Raw genomic sequence first — 17,265 nt, forward strand, 5'->3', positions numbered from 1 at the left:
CGGGGCGCCTGAGATCAAAAGCAAAATCAAGAGCGGCTCGCTTCGCATCGTGGTTACCGTTGGCTGCTACAAAGTTGTGTAGATACCTATGCTCAGGGAGGGGACATTCAAAAGAGGGCTGTAGGCCTTTGTTAATCAGCTTGTACGAGCAATCCACGAATACAACAACGTCTTCGCCTCTTGCGGTTGATGCGTGCGTCGGCGGTAGCTGGCAAACGTCGGTGATGTGCAGTAGGTACACACCTCACTCACTTCAATCTGCTCGCGCCGAATGCCCGCCGCTTGCAGCAGCATCAGCCCATACCCGCTCAAGTCAAACCATGCGCTGCCCGCTTGTCTCGCCTGGGGCGGTGCAATTTCCGGCGTCAGCAGCGGTGCCGGTTGCTCAGCGCTCCATGGCGCCTGGCGGTGTGGCCACAGGTGCCCTTGGTCCGACTGGAACTCGGCAATAAACGCCGCGCTCACCTCATAACAACAGGGCTTGATCGACGGCCCGATTGCCACCTGCAATTGATCGACAGCCACTCCTTCAGCGGCAAAGCGCTGCACGGCGCTGGCGATGATCCCGCGTTGCAGGCCCTTCCAGCCACCGTGCACAGCGGCCACCCAGTCACCGTTGTTCGAGGCGAACAGAATGGGCAGGCAGTCGGCGGTGATCACCGCGATCGGGTGGTGATGGCGCGTCAACACGCCATCGGCTTCGACCGTATTGGCCACCCGATCTGCCTGCCATTCCATCACCGACGCACTGTGTATCTGCTTGCAGATGAATACCTCTTCCGGCCGCTGCGGGTCATTGATCGAACAAAAACCGTGGTCGACACCAGGAACGGAACCGAGATTGTTTGCCTTGCGCACTGTGCTGTTCTCCGTGCATTAACGATCAATCGCCCAACGCCTCTCCCTCCCGCCGAGGGTCGGCACCGCCGCTCAGCAGCACCTTGCCCTGCGCATCCCGCGTGCGAACGATGGCCTGGACGCCACTGGTCATCTCGATCTCGCTCAGCGCATGGCCCTTGTCCCTGAGCGCCTGTTTCAACGCCGGGCTGAACAGGCCGGTTTCCAGTTCGGTAGCGCCATTGCGGCTGCCGAAGTTGGGCAGGTTGATTGCGGCTTGCGGGTCGAGTTGCCAGTCGAGTATCGCCACCAGGGATTTGCTCACGTATTCGATGATCTGCGAGCCGCCCGGCGAACCCAGGGTGGCCAGCAACTCACCGCTGTGGCGGTCGAACACCAGGGTCGGCGCCATGGCCGAGCGTGGGCGTTTGCCGGGTTGCACGCGGTTGGCCACCGGCTGGCCGTTTTCTTCGGGAATGAACGAGAAGTCGGTCATCTGGTTGTTGAGCACAAAGCCCTGGACCATCAGGTGCGAGCCAAATGCGGACTCCACCGTGGTGGTCATCGACACGGCGCCACCCTGGTCATCCACCGCCACCACTTGTGAGGTGGAGATGCGCAGCGGCGAGCGGTCCGGGGCATACGCCACTTGAATGCCCGCCGGTTGGCCCGGCTGCGCGATGCCCAGGCTGCGTTCACCGATCAGCGCGGCGCGTCGGGCCAGGTAATCCGGGGCGACCAGGCCGGCGACCGGCACCGGCACAAAGTCGGCATCGGCCACATACAGGGCGCGGTCGGCAAAGGCCAGGCGCCCGGCCTCGGCGATCAGGTGAACCGCCTCGGGCGTGGGCTCAAGGCCGGCGGGGGAGGCGCTCTTGAGCGGCGTCATGGGCGCGATGGCCAGGCGCGGGTCGCGGGCTTGCAGGGCCTGCAACGTGCCGAGGATCTGCGCGATGGCAATCCCGCCCGACGACGGCGGCGGCATGCCACAGATTTTCCAGCGCTTGTAATCGGTACACAGCGGCGCACGCTCCTTGGCCGCGTAGCCTGCAAGGTCGGCCTCGGACAGGCTGCCCGCGTTGCGGTGGCCCTGCACTTTGCGTGCGATCTCGTCGGCAATCGGGCCGTGGTACAGCGCGTCCGGGCCTTCCTCGGCGATGCGCTTGAACACGGCGGCCAGCGCCGGGTTTTTCAATAGGGTGCCGGTGGCTTTGGGCGTGCCATCGGCGTTCAGAAAGTAGGCCGCCATCTCCGGCGACTGTGGGATAAAACGGTCAGCGGCAATCAGGCTGTGCAAGCGCGGCGAGATGGCGAAGCCGTGTTCCGACAGCCGGATCGCCGGCTCGAACAACCGGGCCCAGGGCAGATGCCCGGTCTTTTTGTGCGCCAGCTCCAGCGCTCGCAACACCCCCGGCGTGCCCACCGAACGCCCGCCGATCTGCGCTGCGGTAAACGCCATCGGCTGCCCGTCGGGCTTGAGGAACAAGCGCTCGGTCGCCCCGGCCGGTGCGGTTTCCCGGCCGTCATACGCCTGCACGCGGTTCCCGTCCCACAGCATGATGAACGCGCCGCCGCCAATCCCCGACGACTGCGGCTCCACCAGCGTCAACACCGCCTGCATGGCAATCGCCGCGTCGATCGCCGAACCGCCCTGGCGCAACATCTCGCGCCCGGCTTCGGCGGCCAGCGGGTTGGCCGCTGCCGCCATATGCTGCGCGGCGTGGCGCGGGCTGAGGTCGGTGCGATAGCCCGAGCCCAACTCCGGCGCCGCTGGCGGTTCGTTGACCGGGGAGTGGCAGGCCACCAGGGCCAGGGCTGCGGCAATGACCGTCAGGTGACGGCGGGCAATCGAAAACACGCGTTGAACTCCGTTCATTTTGCGAATGATCTGTCGTTCTTGGGGAGTGCGTTTTACAGGTAGATCGAGCCCTGCATATACAGCACAGCCTTGCCGGAAATAATCACCCGGTCGCCTTTGAGGGCACAGCGCAACTGGCCCTTGCGCGTGCCGCCCTGTTCGGCGCTCAGGCTTGTCTTGCCCAGGCGCTCGGCCCAGAACGGCGCCAGCGAAGTGTGCGCCGAACCGGTGACCGGGTCTTCATTGACCCCCACATTCGGGCCGAACCAACGGGAAATGAAATCGAACCGCGCACTCTTGGCCGTCACCGCAATCCCGCGTTTGGGCAGGCCCTTGAGCCGGGCGAAATCCGGGGTGAGCGCGGCGACCTGGGCTTCGTCGTCGAGCAACACGATGTAGTCATCGGTGCCGAACACCTCGGCGCGTTCAATCCCCAGCGCGCTCAACATTCCGGCAGGCGGCTCGCACGCTTGTGGCGCTTTCGCCGGGAAATCCATCGCCAGTTCATCGCCCTCGCGGGTTACCCGGAGCTCGCCGCTGCGCGTTGCAAACCGCAGCACGTCAGGCGCATCCGCCAACGCATTGATCAACACCCACGCCGCTGCAAGCGTGGCATGGCCGCACAGGTCGACTTCGACGGTCGGGGTGAACCAGCGCAACTCATAAAAATCGTCACGCGGTACGAAGTAGGCGGTTTCGGACAGGTTGTTTTCGGCGGCGATGTTTTGCAGTTGCACGTCGCTCAGCCACTCGGTCAGCGGGCACACCGCAGCGGGGTTGCCGCCGAAAGGGTGTTGGCTGAAGGCGTCGACTTGGTAGATGTCCAGTTTCACCGTGGTGTACTCCATGTGCGAGGGGGAGGCTGGACACTAACAGCGGGCTGCGGGGAGCGTCAAAATACAGATGGGCTGTTTTTTTGCGCGCATGCACGCTGCCGCGAGGGACGCGGCGCAGCTTTTTCGGCGGCTCGGAAAAAAATGCCCCGACGGGCCGGGGCATTTCAGGTCGCGGTTTTACGTGCTGGCGCTATTTCGCTGCTTGGTTTTGCGGGCCGCCACTGCCGATCTGCCACACGTAGGGCGGTTCGGTGCCGTTGATTTCCCAATCACCGATGATCCGCTCTTTATAGATCAATGGATTATGCGAGGCCGCGGTGCGCGCATTGCGCCAGTGGCGGTCGAGTTGCAGGCTCGTGCGTGCGGCGGAAGCGCCCAGGGCGTTGAACAGGTCGCTGGTGGCGCGAAGCACCAGCTCGGCAATCACCACTTGCGCTTGGGCCGACTCCAGCTCCGCAGCGATGTTGGCCTCGCGTTCGACCTGCGCATCCTTGGCGAAGTGCGCCGCGTAGGCGCGTTGCGACGCCGCGGCGGCGCGCAGGGCGGCCGCTTCGGCGGTGTAGACCTGCGCCGAGGCCTTGCCGACCACCTGCTGCACCTGGGCATCGTCACGCACCGCTGCCGCATTGCCATGGCTGAACACCCGGGCGCGAACACGTACCTGTTGGGCCACCTCTCGCACGGCCGCCTGCCCCGACCCGACCAGGACAGCCAGCAGGGTCAGTTGGTAAAACGCCGTCTGGTATTTAAAGCGCGTCGAGAAGTCGATCAGGTGGTCGTCTTCGACCACTGCGTTTTCAAACACTGACGTGCCGCTGCCGGTGGTGCGCTGCCCAAAGCCATCCCAATCGTCGCTTTGCCGCACACCCGGTTGCTGCACGCGGACCGCCGCGATCACGTCGGCACCGGTGTCGTCCCGTTGGGCGTACAGGTCGATCCAGTCGGCGAACAGGCTACCGGTGCTGTAGAACTTGGTGCCGTTGGCGACCCATTGCTCGCCCTGGCGGCTGATGCGGGTAATCACCTGGCCGATCTTCACGTCGCCGACTTCGGTCCAGGCATTGCCGACCAGTTCCCCGGCCACAAACCGCTCGAACCAGGCGTTCTGGGCGCTGAATGCCTGAGCGTTGAGGCGGTCTTCGACAAACGCAAAATGCCCGCGCAGGGCTTGTGTCACGTTGGAGTCGGCGGCCGCCAGTTCAATCAACAGTTGGAACAGTTGCGGCAGCGAGGCGCCGGCCCCGCCGAATTCGACCGGGACGCGCACGGCGCCGAACCCGGCGTGCTTGAGCCATTGGATCGGTTCGAACGGCAGCGTGCGGCTGCGTTCGCGCTCGACCGCCCCTTCGGCAATCCGCGCAAAGATCGGCCGAAAACGCGCGGCGAGCGCTTCGTAATCGGTGCCGACAGACAATGTATTCAGCGTGGTGAAACTGGACATAGGATGAATTCCTCTTCAGCGCAGTCAAGCGTCAAGTCAGGTCGGAGAATCTGGACGGTTTGGTGTGGTCGGTGGCGTTGGCGCCGGTTTTGAACGCTCCGCGATAACGCGCCGCCGGATGGTCATCGGCGGCATACGGCGAAGTGCCGTCGAGGAGGTTTTCGCGCAGGGTGTCGCCCTCATAGGAGGTGCGGACACGGCCCCGGCGTTGCAGCTCGGGAACGATGAACTCGACGAGGTCTTCGAAGGTGCCCGGGGTGATCGCATAGGCCAGGTTGAACCCGTCGATACCACCGACGTCCACCCAGCGCTCCATCTCGTCGGCCACCGTTTTCGGGCCGCCCACCAGCACTGGGCCCAAGCCGCCGATGCTGCGGTGTTTGATGATGTCGCGCGGCGTCCACTTGCGGTCGGGGTCGGCGGTGGCGAGCAGTTCCAGCACCGAGCGGATGCTGTCGTTGTCGATCGCTTCCAGGGGTTGGTCCGGGTCGTATTCGGAGAAATCGATGCCGGTCCAGCCGCCGTAAAACGACAACATGCCTTCGCCGTTGGCATAGCTCAGGTAGTCGCGGTATTTGGCTTGCGCGGCTTCATCGCTTTCACCGGTGATCACCGTCAGCAGCGTGAACACCTTGACCGAGTCACGGCTGCGGCCGGCTGCCACGGCGCGGTTGCGGATGTCATCGGAGACCTCGCGCGCCTGTTCGGCGGTGGCCGGGCTGATGAACACCCCTTCGGCGTGCTTGGCGGCAAAGGCGCGGCCACGGCTGGAAGCGCCGGCCTGGAAAATCACCGGGGTGCGCTGTGGCGACGGCTCGGACAGATGAATGCCCGGCACATCGTAGTATTTGCCCTTGTGGCCGATCGGATGGACTTTGCTCGGGTCGGTAAAAAACCCGCGCTCGCGGTCACGCAGCACCGCGTCTTCATCCCAGGAGCCTTCCCACAGCTTGTAGGTCACGTCCAGAAACTCATCGGCGATGTCATAGCGTTCGTCGTGGGAAATCTGTTGCTTGAGGCCCAGGTTGACCGCCGCGCTGTTGAGGTACGAGGTCACCACGTTCCACGCCACGCGGCCTTTGGTCAGGTGGTCGAGGGTCGAGAACTTTCGCGCCAGGGCGTAAGGCTGTTCGTAGGTCAGCGCCGAGGTCACGCCAAAGCCCAAGTGCTTGGTGACGGTGGCCATGGCCGGCACTTGAAAGAACGGATCGTTGACCGGCACCTGGTCGGCGTCGAGCAGGGAGGTTTCCACCGAGCCGCGATAGATGTCATAGACGCCGACGACGTCGGCGATAAATACCGAGTCGAAATAGCCGCGCTCAAGCAGCTTGGCCAACTCGACCCAGTAATCGAGATCCTTGTATTTCCATGCCTGGCTGTCCGGGTGACGCCAGGTGCCCGCGGCCTGATGACTCACGCAGGTCATTTCAAACGCATTGAGGATAATGCGGGAAGCCATAGTCGATTAACTCCAGTTGTCTTGATTCATGGGGCACGCAGGGCCGTTCACTCGTGGTTTGAGGGGGTGATTGCATGGTTCATGCCGAGTGCCAAAGGCCCGTAATGCCTGGGTTTTGTCGGTTCCTGGGGCTGGCGGCCTATCACTGGAGCAACACTTTGTTGTTCTGGTGAACGGTGGCGAACACCCGGCGCGTGTGGTCAGGAATAGAAACTCGGTGTCGGCGGTTTTTGCTTCAACGCCCATTCGCCGAGTTCGCGGATGCGGTAGTCCACCGGGTCGTGCAGGGTCTGGGTCCGCAGGTTGCGCCAGTAGCGGTCGAAGCGCCGCGAGGCGTGGGTGGCGCGGGCGCCTGTCACCTCAAACAGCCTCGAACTGAGGTCCAGGCCCACCCGCGTGGCGTGGACCTTGGCGCTGCCGATGGCCAGGGCCAGGTTCGCCCGTTCCTCGGCGCGCAGTTGTTCGCCGCGGTTCCAGGCCTTGTCGAACAACGCATTGGCCCGTTCGGCCAGGGCGCGGACTGCCTCCAGGCCGGCCCAGAACTCGCCGTAGTGGGCCAGCACATAAGGGTCGTCGACCGCCCGCTCGACCTCGGACTTGAACCAGGCGCGTGCTTCGTGGGTGGTGTAGTGCTGCGCCTGCTCGAAGGCGCCTTCGGCAATGCCAAGGAACAGGTTGACGAAGGTCAGTTGCGCCAACAGCGGTCGCAGCCCGGAAAACACCGTGCTCAGCGGGCCCGGGTCCAGCAGCAGTTCATCTGCGGCGACCCGCACGCGTTCGAAACGGGCGCTGCCGCTGTCGGTCTGGCGTTGGCCCATGTTGTTCCAGTCGTTGAGCAGGGTAATGCCGGCGCGGTCGGTGGGGATCGCGGCGATCAGCAGTTTGCCTGTGCCACTGTCCTCCAGCGCCGAGGCGATCAGGCGGTCGGAGTCGCTGGCCCCGGAACAGAAGCTTTTCATCCCGGTGAACTCGCGCCCGCCGTCCACGCGCGTGGCCACGGTGCGGGTGTCCAGCGGGTTGAGCGCGTTGCCCCAGAACCAACGCTGGCGGACGGTCTGCTCCAGCCAGGGCTGCCACTGATCGGGCCGCGAGAACAGGCGCACGGTGGCGAGCATCAAGTGTTGGAAACCGAACACGTGGGCCATCGAACTGTCGACCTTGGCGAACTCGCGCACGATGTTCAGGGTGTCGCTCCAGCTGGCGCCGAGGCCGCCGAATTCATGGGGAATACTCAGGGTCAGCAGGCCGCTGTCGCGCAGGGCATCACGCTCGCGCTTGGGTGTGCCGCCGCGTTCGTCGCGCTCGACAGCCGTACTCGCCCAGTCGGCCGCCAGACGGCGGGCGACCTGCACAGGATCGTTGGGGGTGGTCACAGGGGAACTCCTTGCAATGGAAAACAACGCCGGGCCGGCCTGGGTGGCGGTCGGTCCCGGCGTGTGGCGCGACGTGTTCTACAACCCGAACAGGCGGGCGGCGTTGCCATAGAGGACGTTGTCGAGCACCTCGGGTCGCAACCCCAGGCGCAGGACATCCTCGATGGATTGGCGAATCGGGCGGAACGGATAGGACGAGCCGAACAACAGCTGCTCTGCCAGAAAGCCGTTGGCCGCTTGCACGTAGGCTTCGCTGCCGGGCTGGAACAGGTACATGTCCGGCACCAGGTAGATGTTCGGGTAGCGAAAGGCCACGCCGAGCGCTTGCTGCACGTTGGGCCAGTAGCCGTGGTAGCAGACGATCGCCAACTGCGGGAATGCCCGGGCGACCTTGGCCAGGCGTTCGGGGTTGTTGAAGGCGGGGTCCGGGGTGGTTGGCCCGCTCATCAGAAACAGCGGAATACCGCGTGCCTGCAAATGCTCGTAGATCGGCCAGTACAACGGGTCATCCGTTTGCCTGGCTGGTTCGCCAAACCCCGGCTCCAGGTCGATGCCGGCCAGGCCCAGCCCGGAGATGGCGCGCTCGATTTCGCCCAGTGCGCCGTCGATACCCTGCAGCGCCGGGTCGATGCTGGCGATGCCGAGCAGCTCAGCGTGGTCGCGCACGATGCTGTGAATCAGGTCGTTGGGCAGATGCTGGCCGGGGGTGTGCCGACCGACCACCACCGCCCGGTTCAACCCGGCGTCGCGCACTTCATCGAGAAACCCCTGGGGTGTGCGCGAGCGGGCGAAGTGCTCGTCGTCGCCACGCGTGCCCACCCGGCGGTTCAGCCAGCGGGCAGTGGCGGTCTCGGCGCTGCCTGGGGTGGCGCCGAAAAAATCGTGCAGGTACGCCGGGCGGCAGCGCATATCAATCACGTTCATGCCGTGGCCTCTTCCTTGGCCGAGGTGTGGCCGGCGCGCACGTCGAACGCGCCGCCGGTGAGTACTTGGTCGCGGACCGTGACAGGCTGTTTGCCCAACAGCGGGAACACCAGTTCGGCAAAGCGGAAAGCCTCTTCCAGGTGCGGGTAGCCGGACAGTACAAAGCGGTCTACGCCGAGGTCGGCATATTCCTGCAGACGCTTGGCCACGGTCTGAGGGTCGCCCACCAGCGCCGTACCGGCGCCGCCGCGCACCAGGCCGACACCGGCCCACAGGTTGGGCGAGACCTCGAGTTTGTCGCGCTGTCCGCCATGCAAGGCGGCCATGCGGCGCTGACCTTCGGAGTCCATCTTGGCGTAGTTCTCTTGGGCGTCGGCGATCACATCGTCGTCGAGGTGGCTGATCAGCTCTTCGGCCGCCGCCCAGGCCTGCTCGTTGGTTTCACGCACGATCACATGCAGGCGCACGCCGAAATGCAGGGTGCGGCCATATTTTTTCGCGCGCTCGCGCACATCGGCGATCTTCGCGGCCACGGCCGCCGGTGGTTCGCCCCAGGTCAGGTAGGCGTCGACCTGTTGCGCCGCCAGCTCATGGGCGGCCGGGGACGACCCGCCAAAATACAGGGGCGGGTGCGGTTGCTGCACGGGTTTGAAGAAGTTCTGCGCGCCTTCGACGCGCACATGCTTACCGGTGAAATCCACCACCTCGCCACTGAGCAAGCGACGCCAAACGCTCAGGAATTCGCCGGCGGCTTCGTAGCGTTGGTCGTGGTCGAGGAAAATACCGTCGGCGGCCAACTCGGTGGCATCACCACCGGGCACCACGTTGAGTAACAGGCGGCCGTTGCTGGCCTGGTCCAGTGTGGCCGCTTGACGGGCCGACGCCGTGGGGTTGCCCAGCGAGGTGCGCAGCGCCACCAGCAACTTCAGGCGATGGGTGACCGGTACCAGGCTGGCGGCGGTAATCCATGGGTCCAGGCAACTGCTGCCGGTGGGAATCAACACCCCGTCATAGCCCAGGCTCTCGGCGGCGACCGCGATTTGCTGCATGTACTTATTGGTGGCCGGGCGGCCGCTGTCGGATCGGCCCAGGTAACGGGTGTCGCCGGAGGTGGGCAGAAACCAAAAAATATCAAGACTCATCAACATGCTCCTCGCTGCAAAAATAAGAAGCCCGCTGCCTTGGGTAAGGTAAGACGGCAGCAGGTTGTGCAACGCAGGGCCGGCACGGCTCTAGGGAGGCGCTTGTTGGAACAAGTCTGTGGCTGTGGCCGATGGTTCTGAAGGAGCAAGCATCGTACCAACCCATCAACTTATTGATTTGTAAGGTGATTGTTGTTTTTTTGCGAGACGCTGAGTGTCGCTGGAGGAGAGGAAGTGTTGAACCACTGTTGCCTGGCAGACAGTTGTGCACAAAGCGGGAAGTGTTCGCAGGGCAACAGGTGTTAAGCAGGCTGTGCCGAATCAATACATGATTGTGCTCGAGGTTTTTATATAACTAATTGATAAATAACGATTTAAACCTTGGCATGGAGACTGCAGAAGGGCCTGTATAGCACTCTGAAGGAGAGTCCCCATGGCCCAGACACTGCCTCTGGCGTTGTTACAGCAAGCCCAGGCCCGAGGTGCGGCGATTGCCCTGCGCTACAAGCGCCTGGGCATCTGGCATGCGCGCACTTGGAGCGAGTTGGCGCAGGAGGTCAGCCGCCTGGCGGCAGCCCTGCATCAGCGCGGGTTCAGTCGCCACGACGATTTACTGATCATCAGCCAGGCCCGTTCCGAAGCCTTGTTACTGGCCCTGGCCGCGCAGTGGCTGGGCGGCAGCGTCACCCTGCTGGACCCCGAACGCGACAACCGCGCATTGCTGGCCCGGCTGCGCCCGAGCTTCGTGCTGGCCGAAACCCTGGAGGCGGTGCAACAGGTCGGTCATGCCGATCGTGCGCCCCCGGTATTGCTGTTCCTCGACGGGCGCGGTCTGAATGCCGGTGACGGGAAGGGGTTGAGCGCTTACGCCGATTTGTCCGCTGGCGTGGCGGCGGAACCGCCGGCCTGCGCCACTGACTCCGCAGCCGTTGCCTTCGTGTTCCATGCCGATACGCACGGGCCTTCCCTGCGGTTGAGCCATGCGCAATTGCTGGGGGGCGCACGCAAGCTGGTGGCGCGCGAGCAACTGAGCGGCGCTGAAGAAGCCTTGGCCGCCCGCGTGTTCGCCGCCAGCGGTCAGGCGCGTTACCTGCTGGCGCCCTGGCTCTGCGCCGGGTTCTGCCTGAATTTCCCGGAAGCCATGGCCACGCGCGACACCGATCGCCGTGAATTGGGGCCAACCCTGGTGCTGGGCACGCGTGAGTCCTATGCCCGTCTGGAGCTGTGGGCCCGAGAGCGCCTGCCGTTGCCCGGCACGCTCGCGCATCGGGTGTACCGCTGGGCAATGACGCCGGATGCCCAGGGTTTGCGCCGCTGGCTCGGCTACTGGCTGGTCCGCAGACCCTTGCTCGATGTGTTGGGCATGAGCCGCCTGCGCGTGCCGTTGCTGGTCGGGCCCGCGCTGAGCCAAGAGAGCGCCGCTTTCTTTGGTGCTTTGGGCATCCATCCGGGCGCCTGGCAGGAACCTTCCGCCCGGCCGGAACGTGCCGAGGCCCACACCCATCTGATTTCTCACTCCGTCTGACGAGCCCCATGAGCGCAACCACTGAATCCGAATTACTGCGGCTCGATGACATCTCCCTGTCGTTCAAGGGCGTCAAGGCCATCACCTCCATCAGCTTCGCCGTGAAGGCCGGGGAAATCTGTGCATTGATCGGCCCCAACGGCGCGGGAAAAAGTTCGCTGCTCAATGTGATCAATGGCGTCTACCAGGCCCAGAGCGGCAGCATCACCTATGCCGGACAGGCCCGGCGGCGCATGCGCCCGCACCAGGCCGCCGAGCGCGGTATTGCGCGGACCTTTCAAAACATCGCGCTGTTCAAGGGCATGAGCGTGCTCGACAACGTGCTGACCGGCCGCAACCTCAAGCGCCGCAGCAGTTGGGTCGAGCAGATGCTGCGCCTGGGCCGTGCGCCTCGCGAGGACGACGAGCAGCGCCTTCACGCCGAACACATCATCGAGTTTCTGCGCATCCACCCCTGGCGCCATGTGCTGGTGGGCACGCTGCCTTACGGTTTGCAGAAACGCGTCGAGCTGGCCCGCGCCCTGGCTGCGCAGCCCCGGTTGCTGCTGCTGGATGAACCCATGGCCGGCATGAACGCTGAAGAGAAGGGCCAGATGAGCCAATTCATCCGCGACATCAACCGCGAGTTCGGTACCACCGTGGTGCTGATCGAACACGACATCGGGGTGGTCATGGGCTTGTGCGACCACGTGGTGGTGCTCGATTACGGCCGCAAAATCGGCGATGGCACGCCCGAGCAAGTGCGCGCCAACCCCGATGTGATCGCCGCTTACCTGGGCACGCGGCGTTCCCGTGCGGAGAGCCACTGAACATGCAATTTTTCTTCGAAGTGCTGATTGGCGGGCTGCTGGCGGGCGTCATGTACTCCCTGGTGGCGATTGGTTTTGTCCTGATCTACAAGGCCTCCGGGGTGTTCAATTTCGCCCAGGGGGCGATGGTGCTGTTCGCCGCGCTGACCTTTGTCAGCCTGCTCGAACGCGGCTTCCCGTTCGTGTGGGCCTTTGTCATCACCCTGGTGAGCATGGTGGTCCTGGCGCTGCTGATCGAAAAAATGGTGCTGCGGCCGTTGGTCAATCGCGCACCGATCATCCTGTTCATGGCCACGCTCGGGCTGTCCTACCTGATCGAAGGGTTTGCGCAGTTCCTGTGGGGCGCTCAGGTCCACGGCCTGGAGTTGGGCATCGCCGATGAGCCGTTGGAAATCCGCGGCATGCTGCTTTCGCAGTTCGACCTGTTCGCCGCCGGAACGGCCGCCACACTGGTGATCGCCCTGTCGCTGCTGTTCAACCGGACCCGCGTCGGTCTGTCGCTGCGCGCGGTTGCCGACGATCCGTTGGCGTCCCTGGCGATTGGCATCCGCCTGCCACGCATCTGGGCACTGGTCTGGGCGGTGGCGGGTTTTGTCGGGCTGGTGGCCGGGTTGCTCTGGGGCGCTCGCCTCGGGGTGCAGTTCTCCTTGTCATTGGTGGTGCTCAAGGCCTTGCCGGTGTTGATCATCGGCGGTTTTTCCTCCATCGGCGGGGCGATTGTCGGCGGGCTGATCATCGGCGCGGCGGAAAAAATCGCGGAGATTTACCTCGGCCCGATCATCGGCAGCGGCATCGAAAACTGGGTGCCTTATGTCCTCGCCTTGCTGTTTCTGTTGGTGCGGCCTGCCGGGTTGTTCGGCGAGCGGGCGATCGAACGGGTCTGATTTTCTTTCAAGGAATGCCTCCATGCTTTATCGAGAATCCGGTCAACTGAGCACCTCTTATGCGATGGAACGGCGCACGTTCCGCTTGCGCCAGGACCGCGTGGGCTTGTGGCTGCTGTTGGGGTTTGCCTTCATTGCGGTGCCCTGGCTGGGCAATGACTATTGGTTCAGCGCGATTCTGCTGCCGCTGCTGGTGCTGTCCCTGGCGGGGCTGGGGCTGAACCTGTTGACCGGTTATGCCGGGCAGTTGTCCCTCGGGTCGGCGGCGTTCATGGCGGTGGGTGCGTTCGCGGCCTACAACCTGCAATTGCGCGTGCCGGGTTTGCCGTTGCTGGTGAGTTTCGCGCTGGGCGGAGTGATTGCTGCGCTGGTGGCTGTGCTCTTCGGTTTGCCGAGCCTGCGGATCAAGGGCTTTTACCTGCTGGTGGCGACCCTGGCCGCGCAGTTTGTGGTGGAGTGGGTACTGACCCGGTTCAGTTGGTTCACCAACGACAACGCTTCCGGGGTCATCACCTCGCCACCGCTGCTGATCGCGGGGCTGGATTTCAGTTCGCCCCGTGGGCGTTATCTGTTGACCCTGACGGTGGTCGTGGTGCTGTTCTGGCTGGGCAAAAACCTGGTGCGCAGCGAGTTGGGCCGCAACTGGATGGCCGTGCGCGACATGGACACCGCAGCCTCTGTGATCGGCATCCGCCTGTTCAAGGCCAAGCTGCTGGCGTTTGCCATCAGTGGCTTCTACCTGGGGGTTGCCGGTTCGCTGTGGGCGTTTGCCTACCTGGGCACGGTGGAGCCCCACGGCTTCGATCTCAGCCGCTCGTTTCAAGTGCTCTTCATCATCATTATCGGCGGCCTGGGCAGTGTGCTCGGCAATGTCCTGGGCGCCGCTTTCATCGTGCTGTTCCCGATTCTGCTGGCCAACCTCTTCGGGCTGTTGCCCGGTGGGCTGATCGATTCCGGCCAGTTGGAAAACCTGCAGAAAATGCTCTTTGGCGCGTTGATCATCGCTTTTCTGATCAAGGAACCCGAGGGCCTGGCCCGACTGTGGCAACGCTTTCGCCAACGGGCGCGGATCTGGCCGCTGCGTTACTGATTGTTCTCATCCCTGACCCCCATCCTTCGTTCACGAGGAACTGCCTTCATGACTCTCCGCACACCGCTGCGCCGCCTGCTATTGGGCCTGGCCTTGATCACCGCCGGGCTCAGTGCCGGCGCTCACGCCGACAACGAACAGTACTTCCCCTTGCAGAGCTATCGGGTCGGCCCCTACGCCGCCGGTGGCACCGGCTTCTTCGGCGGGTTTATCGACTACCTGCAATACATCAACGCAAAGGGTGGGGTGAACGGCGTCAAGCTGACCTGGAGCGAGTGCGAAACCGAGTACGTGGTGGAGAAGGGCGTCGAATGCTACGAGCGCCTCAAAGGCGGCCTCAACGGCGCGCCAGCCGCCGCGACCAACCCGCTGTCGGTGGGCATCGCCTACGCGACGCTGGACCGTTCGACGGCCGACAAATTGCCGCTGATCACCATCAACCACGGCCGCACCGATTCCACCGACGGTAGCGTGTTCCCTTACGTGTTCCCGCTGCAGCTCAACCCGTATTCGGAAGTCTCGGCAATCATCAACTACATCGGCACGCGCGAAGGTGGGGCGGACAAACTCAAAGGCAAGAAAATCGCCGTGCTGTACCACGGCTCGCCGTATGGCAAGGAAACCAATGGCGTCTTGGAAACCCTAGCGAAAAACGCCGGTTTCGAACTGACCCTGCTGGAAGTGCCGCACCCCGGCAACGAGCAGCAATCGCAGTGGCTCAATATCCGTCGCCTCAAGCCGGACTGGGTGATCCTGCGCGGTTGGGGGGTGATGAATCCGGTGGCGCTGAAGTCGGCGCAAAAGGTCGGTTACCCGGTGGATCACATCATCGGCAACATCTGGAGCAACTCGGAAGAGGACGTGGTGCCGGCAGGCGCGGCCGCCAAGGGCTTCATTTCCATCACCACGCACCCATCCGGGACGGATTTCCCGGTGCTGCAGGGCATCAAGCAAAGCGTGGTGGACGCCGGCAAGGGTAACCTGGCCGATCCGAAGCGTTTCGGTACGGTGTACTACAACCTCGGTGTGGTGAACGGCATTCTCAACGTCGAAGCCGTGCGCCTTGCGCAGGCCAAATACGGCGCCAAGCCGTTGACCGGCGAGCAGGTGCGTTGGGGCTTCGAACACCTGAACCTCGACGATGCGCGGTTGCAGGCATTGGGCGCCAAGGGCCTGGTGCAACCGTTGAAGTTGTCGTGCGCCGATCATGAAGGCGGCGGCGCGGTGCGCTTTCAGCAATGGGACGGCCAGCGCTGGAACCTGATCAGCGACTGGGTCCAGGCCGACCGTGCGTTGCTGCGGCCGATCATCGAGGCTTCCGCGGCCCAGTACGCCAAGGAAAAAGGCATCAGCCCGCGCAATTGCAGCCAGGAGCAATAAGGTCCGTTAAGCCAGAGTCTGCAAGCCAACCCTCCCTTGTCGAGGGGGCGAGCGGGTCGTTGTTTTCTACGAACAGTCGATCCCCGCCTTGCGCGGCGTAACCCAAAGGAAAGGCCATAAGCCTTTCCTTTTTTTTTTGTATAGGCGACAGCACAAGTTCAACTTGTGCCAAGTGTTTGCAGTGCAACAGCGGGCGCGCAAAGTGCGGATTAATACATGCGATAAATAGTGGATAACTTTATTTAACTAATTGAAATATAAGTATTTATTGTATTGGCATGATTTTCGGAATGTTAAGGCAGGATCAGCATTTTTTGCCGCCCTCCCTCCTTAACAGTTTGAAGAGAACAACATGCGTAAAGTAGCTGTTTTGTCTGCGTTTTTTGCCGTTACCGCGCCCGGTTATTCATGGGCCGCCAGTGATAAAAATGAAAATGGATTTATTGAAGATAGCCATTTGAACATTCTCAACCGGGACTTCTATTTCAGTCAGGACTTCCGTAATGGCAGCAGTGCAACCAACCCACACACGGGGGCGCGCCAGAGCCGCCGGGCGGAATGGGCCCATTCGGTCATCGGGCGCTTCGAATCCGGCTTTACCCAGGGCCCCGTGGGGTTCGGGGTCGATGTTTACGGGCAGTTCGGGGTCAAGCTCGACGGCGGTGATGGCGTGGTGGGCAACGGTGTCGGCGGGCCGGGGTTGATTCCGCGCAAAGGCGATAACAACGGCGAGCCCAAGGATGAGTGGGGCAAGGCCGGTGGCGCGGTCAAGGTGCGGGCGTTCGATACGGTGGTCAAATACGGCGATGTGTCCCCGACCAGCCCGGTACTCCATGCCGGTGATATCCGCCTGTTGCCGCAAACCCTGACCGGTCTGATCTTCGACAACACCTCCATCGCCGGCTTGAAGATCGAGGGCGGCAAATTGACGGCGTCCAGCGATCGCAGCGGCGTCAACCATAGCGGTGACCTGGGCACGGTCTACGGTGGTCGCTTGACCGGGGCGGATAATGTGCAGTACATCGGCGCGGATTATCGCTTCAACGACAACTGGAGTTTCAAACTGCACACCAGCCGCCTGGATAACGTCTGGAACCAGTCCTTCGCCCGGGTCGACTTCAAGCAACGGCTGACCCCCACCATCACTTGGGATACGGGGCTCAATTACTATCGCACCCGTGACAGTGGCGACGCCCTGCTGGGTAAGATCGATAACGACAGCTGGAGCACGCACCTGGGGCTGAATGTCGGATTCAACCGTTTTCTGCTGGCATACGAGCAAGTGCGCGGTGACTCGCCGTTCGACTATGTGTGGAACACCTACGACCTGGAACTCGACAACGCTTCCCAATGGTCGGACTTCAACAACCCCAACGAACGCTCCTGGCAGGCCAGTTATACCTATGACTTCGCCGGGTTAGGGCTGCCGGGGCTCAGCCTCACGGGCCGTTACCTGCGTGGTGACAACATTGATGGCACGCGGGCAACGGGCGGCTACACGGCGTTCAACAGCGTCAGTGACGGCAAGCACTGGGAGCGTGATTTCTGGGCGAGCTACATCGTTCAGAGCGGCCCGGCAAAGGACCTGAAGCTCCAAGTACTGCAAGCGACGCACCGGGTGGGAGGCGATTTCGGTAACTACGACGCCAACGTTGACGAGCTGCGGGTCATCGTCGAATACCCGCTGGATTTGCGCATGCTGTAACC

General features: G+C 63.2%; 14 protein-coding genes. 6 read left to right on the forward strand and 8 right to left on the reverse strand.

Annotated elements, in window-relative coordinates; translation table 11 throughout:
• Positions 1-135: 135 nt before the first annotated feature.
• The 8 genes from pgeF to ssuD form a co-directional block, all read right to left on the reverse strand.
• The gene (gene pgeF, locus C8K66_RS14775; RefSeq protein ID WP_057005643.1) at positions 136-858 is read right to left on the reverse strand and encodes a peptidoglycan editing factor PgeF; all 723 of its coding nucleotides are present in this window, start codon (positions 856-858) and stop codon (positions 136-138) included.
• 25 nt (positions 859-883) lie between these two features.
• Complete coding sequence (gene ggt / locus C8K66_RS14780; RefSeq protein WP_108525194.1) at positions 884-2,713, reverse strand: gamma-glutamyltransferase; 1,830 nt, start codon at positions 2,711-2,713, stop codon at positions 884-886.
• A gap of 35 nt (positions 2,714-2,748) precedes the next feature.
• Positions 2,749-3,528, reverse strand: a complete 780-nt coding sequence (locus C8K66_RS14785) for a PhzF family phenazine biosynthesis protein (RefSeq protein WP_108525196.1) — start codon at positions 3,526-3,528, stop codon at positions 2,749-2,751.
• A 193-nt stretch (positions 3,529-3,721) separates the two neighbouring features.
• On the reverse strand, positions 3,722-4,972 hold the full coding sequence (locus tag C8K66_RS14790; protein ID WP_108525198.1) for an acyl-CoA dehydrogenase family protein: 1,251 nt from the start codon (positions 4,970-4,972) through the stop codon (positions 3,722-3,724).
• A 31-nt stretch (positions 4,973-5,003) separates the two neighbouring features.
• Positions 5,004-6,431, reverse strand: a complete 1,428-nt coding sequence (locus tag C8K66_RS14795) for an LLM class flavin-dependent oxidoreductase (protein ID WP_108525200.1) — start codon at positions 6,429-6,431, stop codon at positions 5,004-5,006.
• 200 nt (positions 6,432-6,631) lie between these two features.
• Entirely contained in the window at positions 6,632-7,804 is a 1,173-nt protein-coding gene (locus C8K66_RS14800) for an acyl-CoA dehydrogenase family protein (RefSeq protein WP_057005646.1), read from the reverse strand.
• 78 nt (positions 7,805-7,882) lie between these two features.
• A complete protein-coding gene (locus tag C8K66_RS14805; protein ID WP_108525202.1) occupies positions 7,883-8,728 on the reverse strand; it encodes an amidohydrolase family protein in 846 nt (281 codons plus the stop codon).
• On the reverse strand, positions 8,725-9,870 hold the full coding sequence (gene ssuD, locus C8K66_RS14810) for an FMNH2-dependent alkanesulfonate monooxygenase (RefSeq protein WP_108525204.1): 1,146 nt from the start codon (positions 9,868-9,870) through the stop codon (positions 8,725-8,727). The genes C8K66_RS14805 and ssuD overlap by 4 nt, the downstream gene beginning before the upstream one ends.
• A 433-nt stretch (positions 9,871-10,303) precedes the next feature.
• Here ssuD and C8K66_RS14815 point away from each other — a divergent pair, with 433 nt between their 5' ends.
• The 6 genes from C8K66_RS14815 (at position 10,304) to C8K66_RS14840 (ending at position 17,263) form a co-directional block, all read left to right on the forward strand.
• Complete coding sequence (locus C8K66_RS14815; protein WP_046384800.1) at positions 10,304-11,395, forward strand: AMP-binding protein; 1,092 nt, start codon at positions 10,304-10,306, stop codon at positions 11,393-11,395.
• Between the two features lie 8 nt (positions 11,396-11,403).
• A complete protein-coding gene (locus C8K66_RS14820) occupies positions 11,404-12,204 on the forward strand; it encodes an ABC transporter ATP-binding protein (RefSeq protein WP_046384799.1) in 801 nt (266 codons plus the stop codon).
• Positions 12,205-12,206: 2 nt separating this feature from the next.
• Positions 12,207-13,088 (forward strand): branched-chain amino acid ABC transporter permease, encoded by an 882-nt coding sequence (locus tag C8K66_RS14825; protein ID WP_046384798.1) that lies wholly within the window; start codon positions 12,207-12,209, stop codon positions 13,086-13,088.
• 22 nt (positions 13,089-13,110) lie between these two features.
• Positions 13,111-14,178, forward strand: coding sequence for a branched-chain amino acid ABC transporter permease (locus tag C8K66_RS14830; RefSeq protein ID WP_108525206.1), 1,068 nt, complete (start codon positions 13,111-13,113; stop codon positions 14,176-14,178).
• Between the two features lie 48 nt (positions 14,179-14,226).
• Entirely contained in the window at positions 14,227-15,558 is a 1,332-nt protein-coding gene (locus tag C8K66_RS14835) for an ABC transporter substrate-binding protein (protein ID WP_108525208.1), read from the forward strand.
• Positions 15,559-15,910: 352 nt separating this feature from the next.
• On the forward strand, positions 15,911-17,263 hold the full coding sequence (locus C8K66_RS14840) for an OprD family porin (protein WP_108525210.1): 1,353 nt from the start codon (positions 15,911-15,913) through the stop codon (positions 17,261-17,263).
• Positions 17,264-17,265: the final 2 nt, after the last annotated feature.

It is taken from the genome of Pseudomonas sp. GV105, from assembly GCF_003058185.1.
GTDB lineage: Bacteria > Pseudomonadota > Gammaproteobacteria > Pseudomonadales > Pseudomonadaceae > Aquipseudomonas > Aquipseudomonas veronii.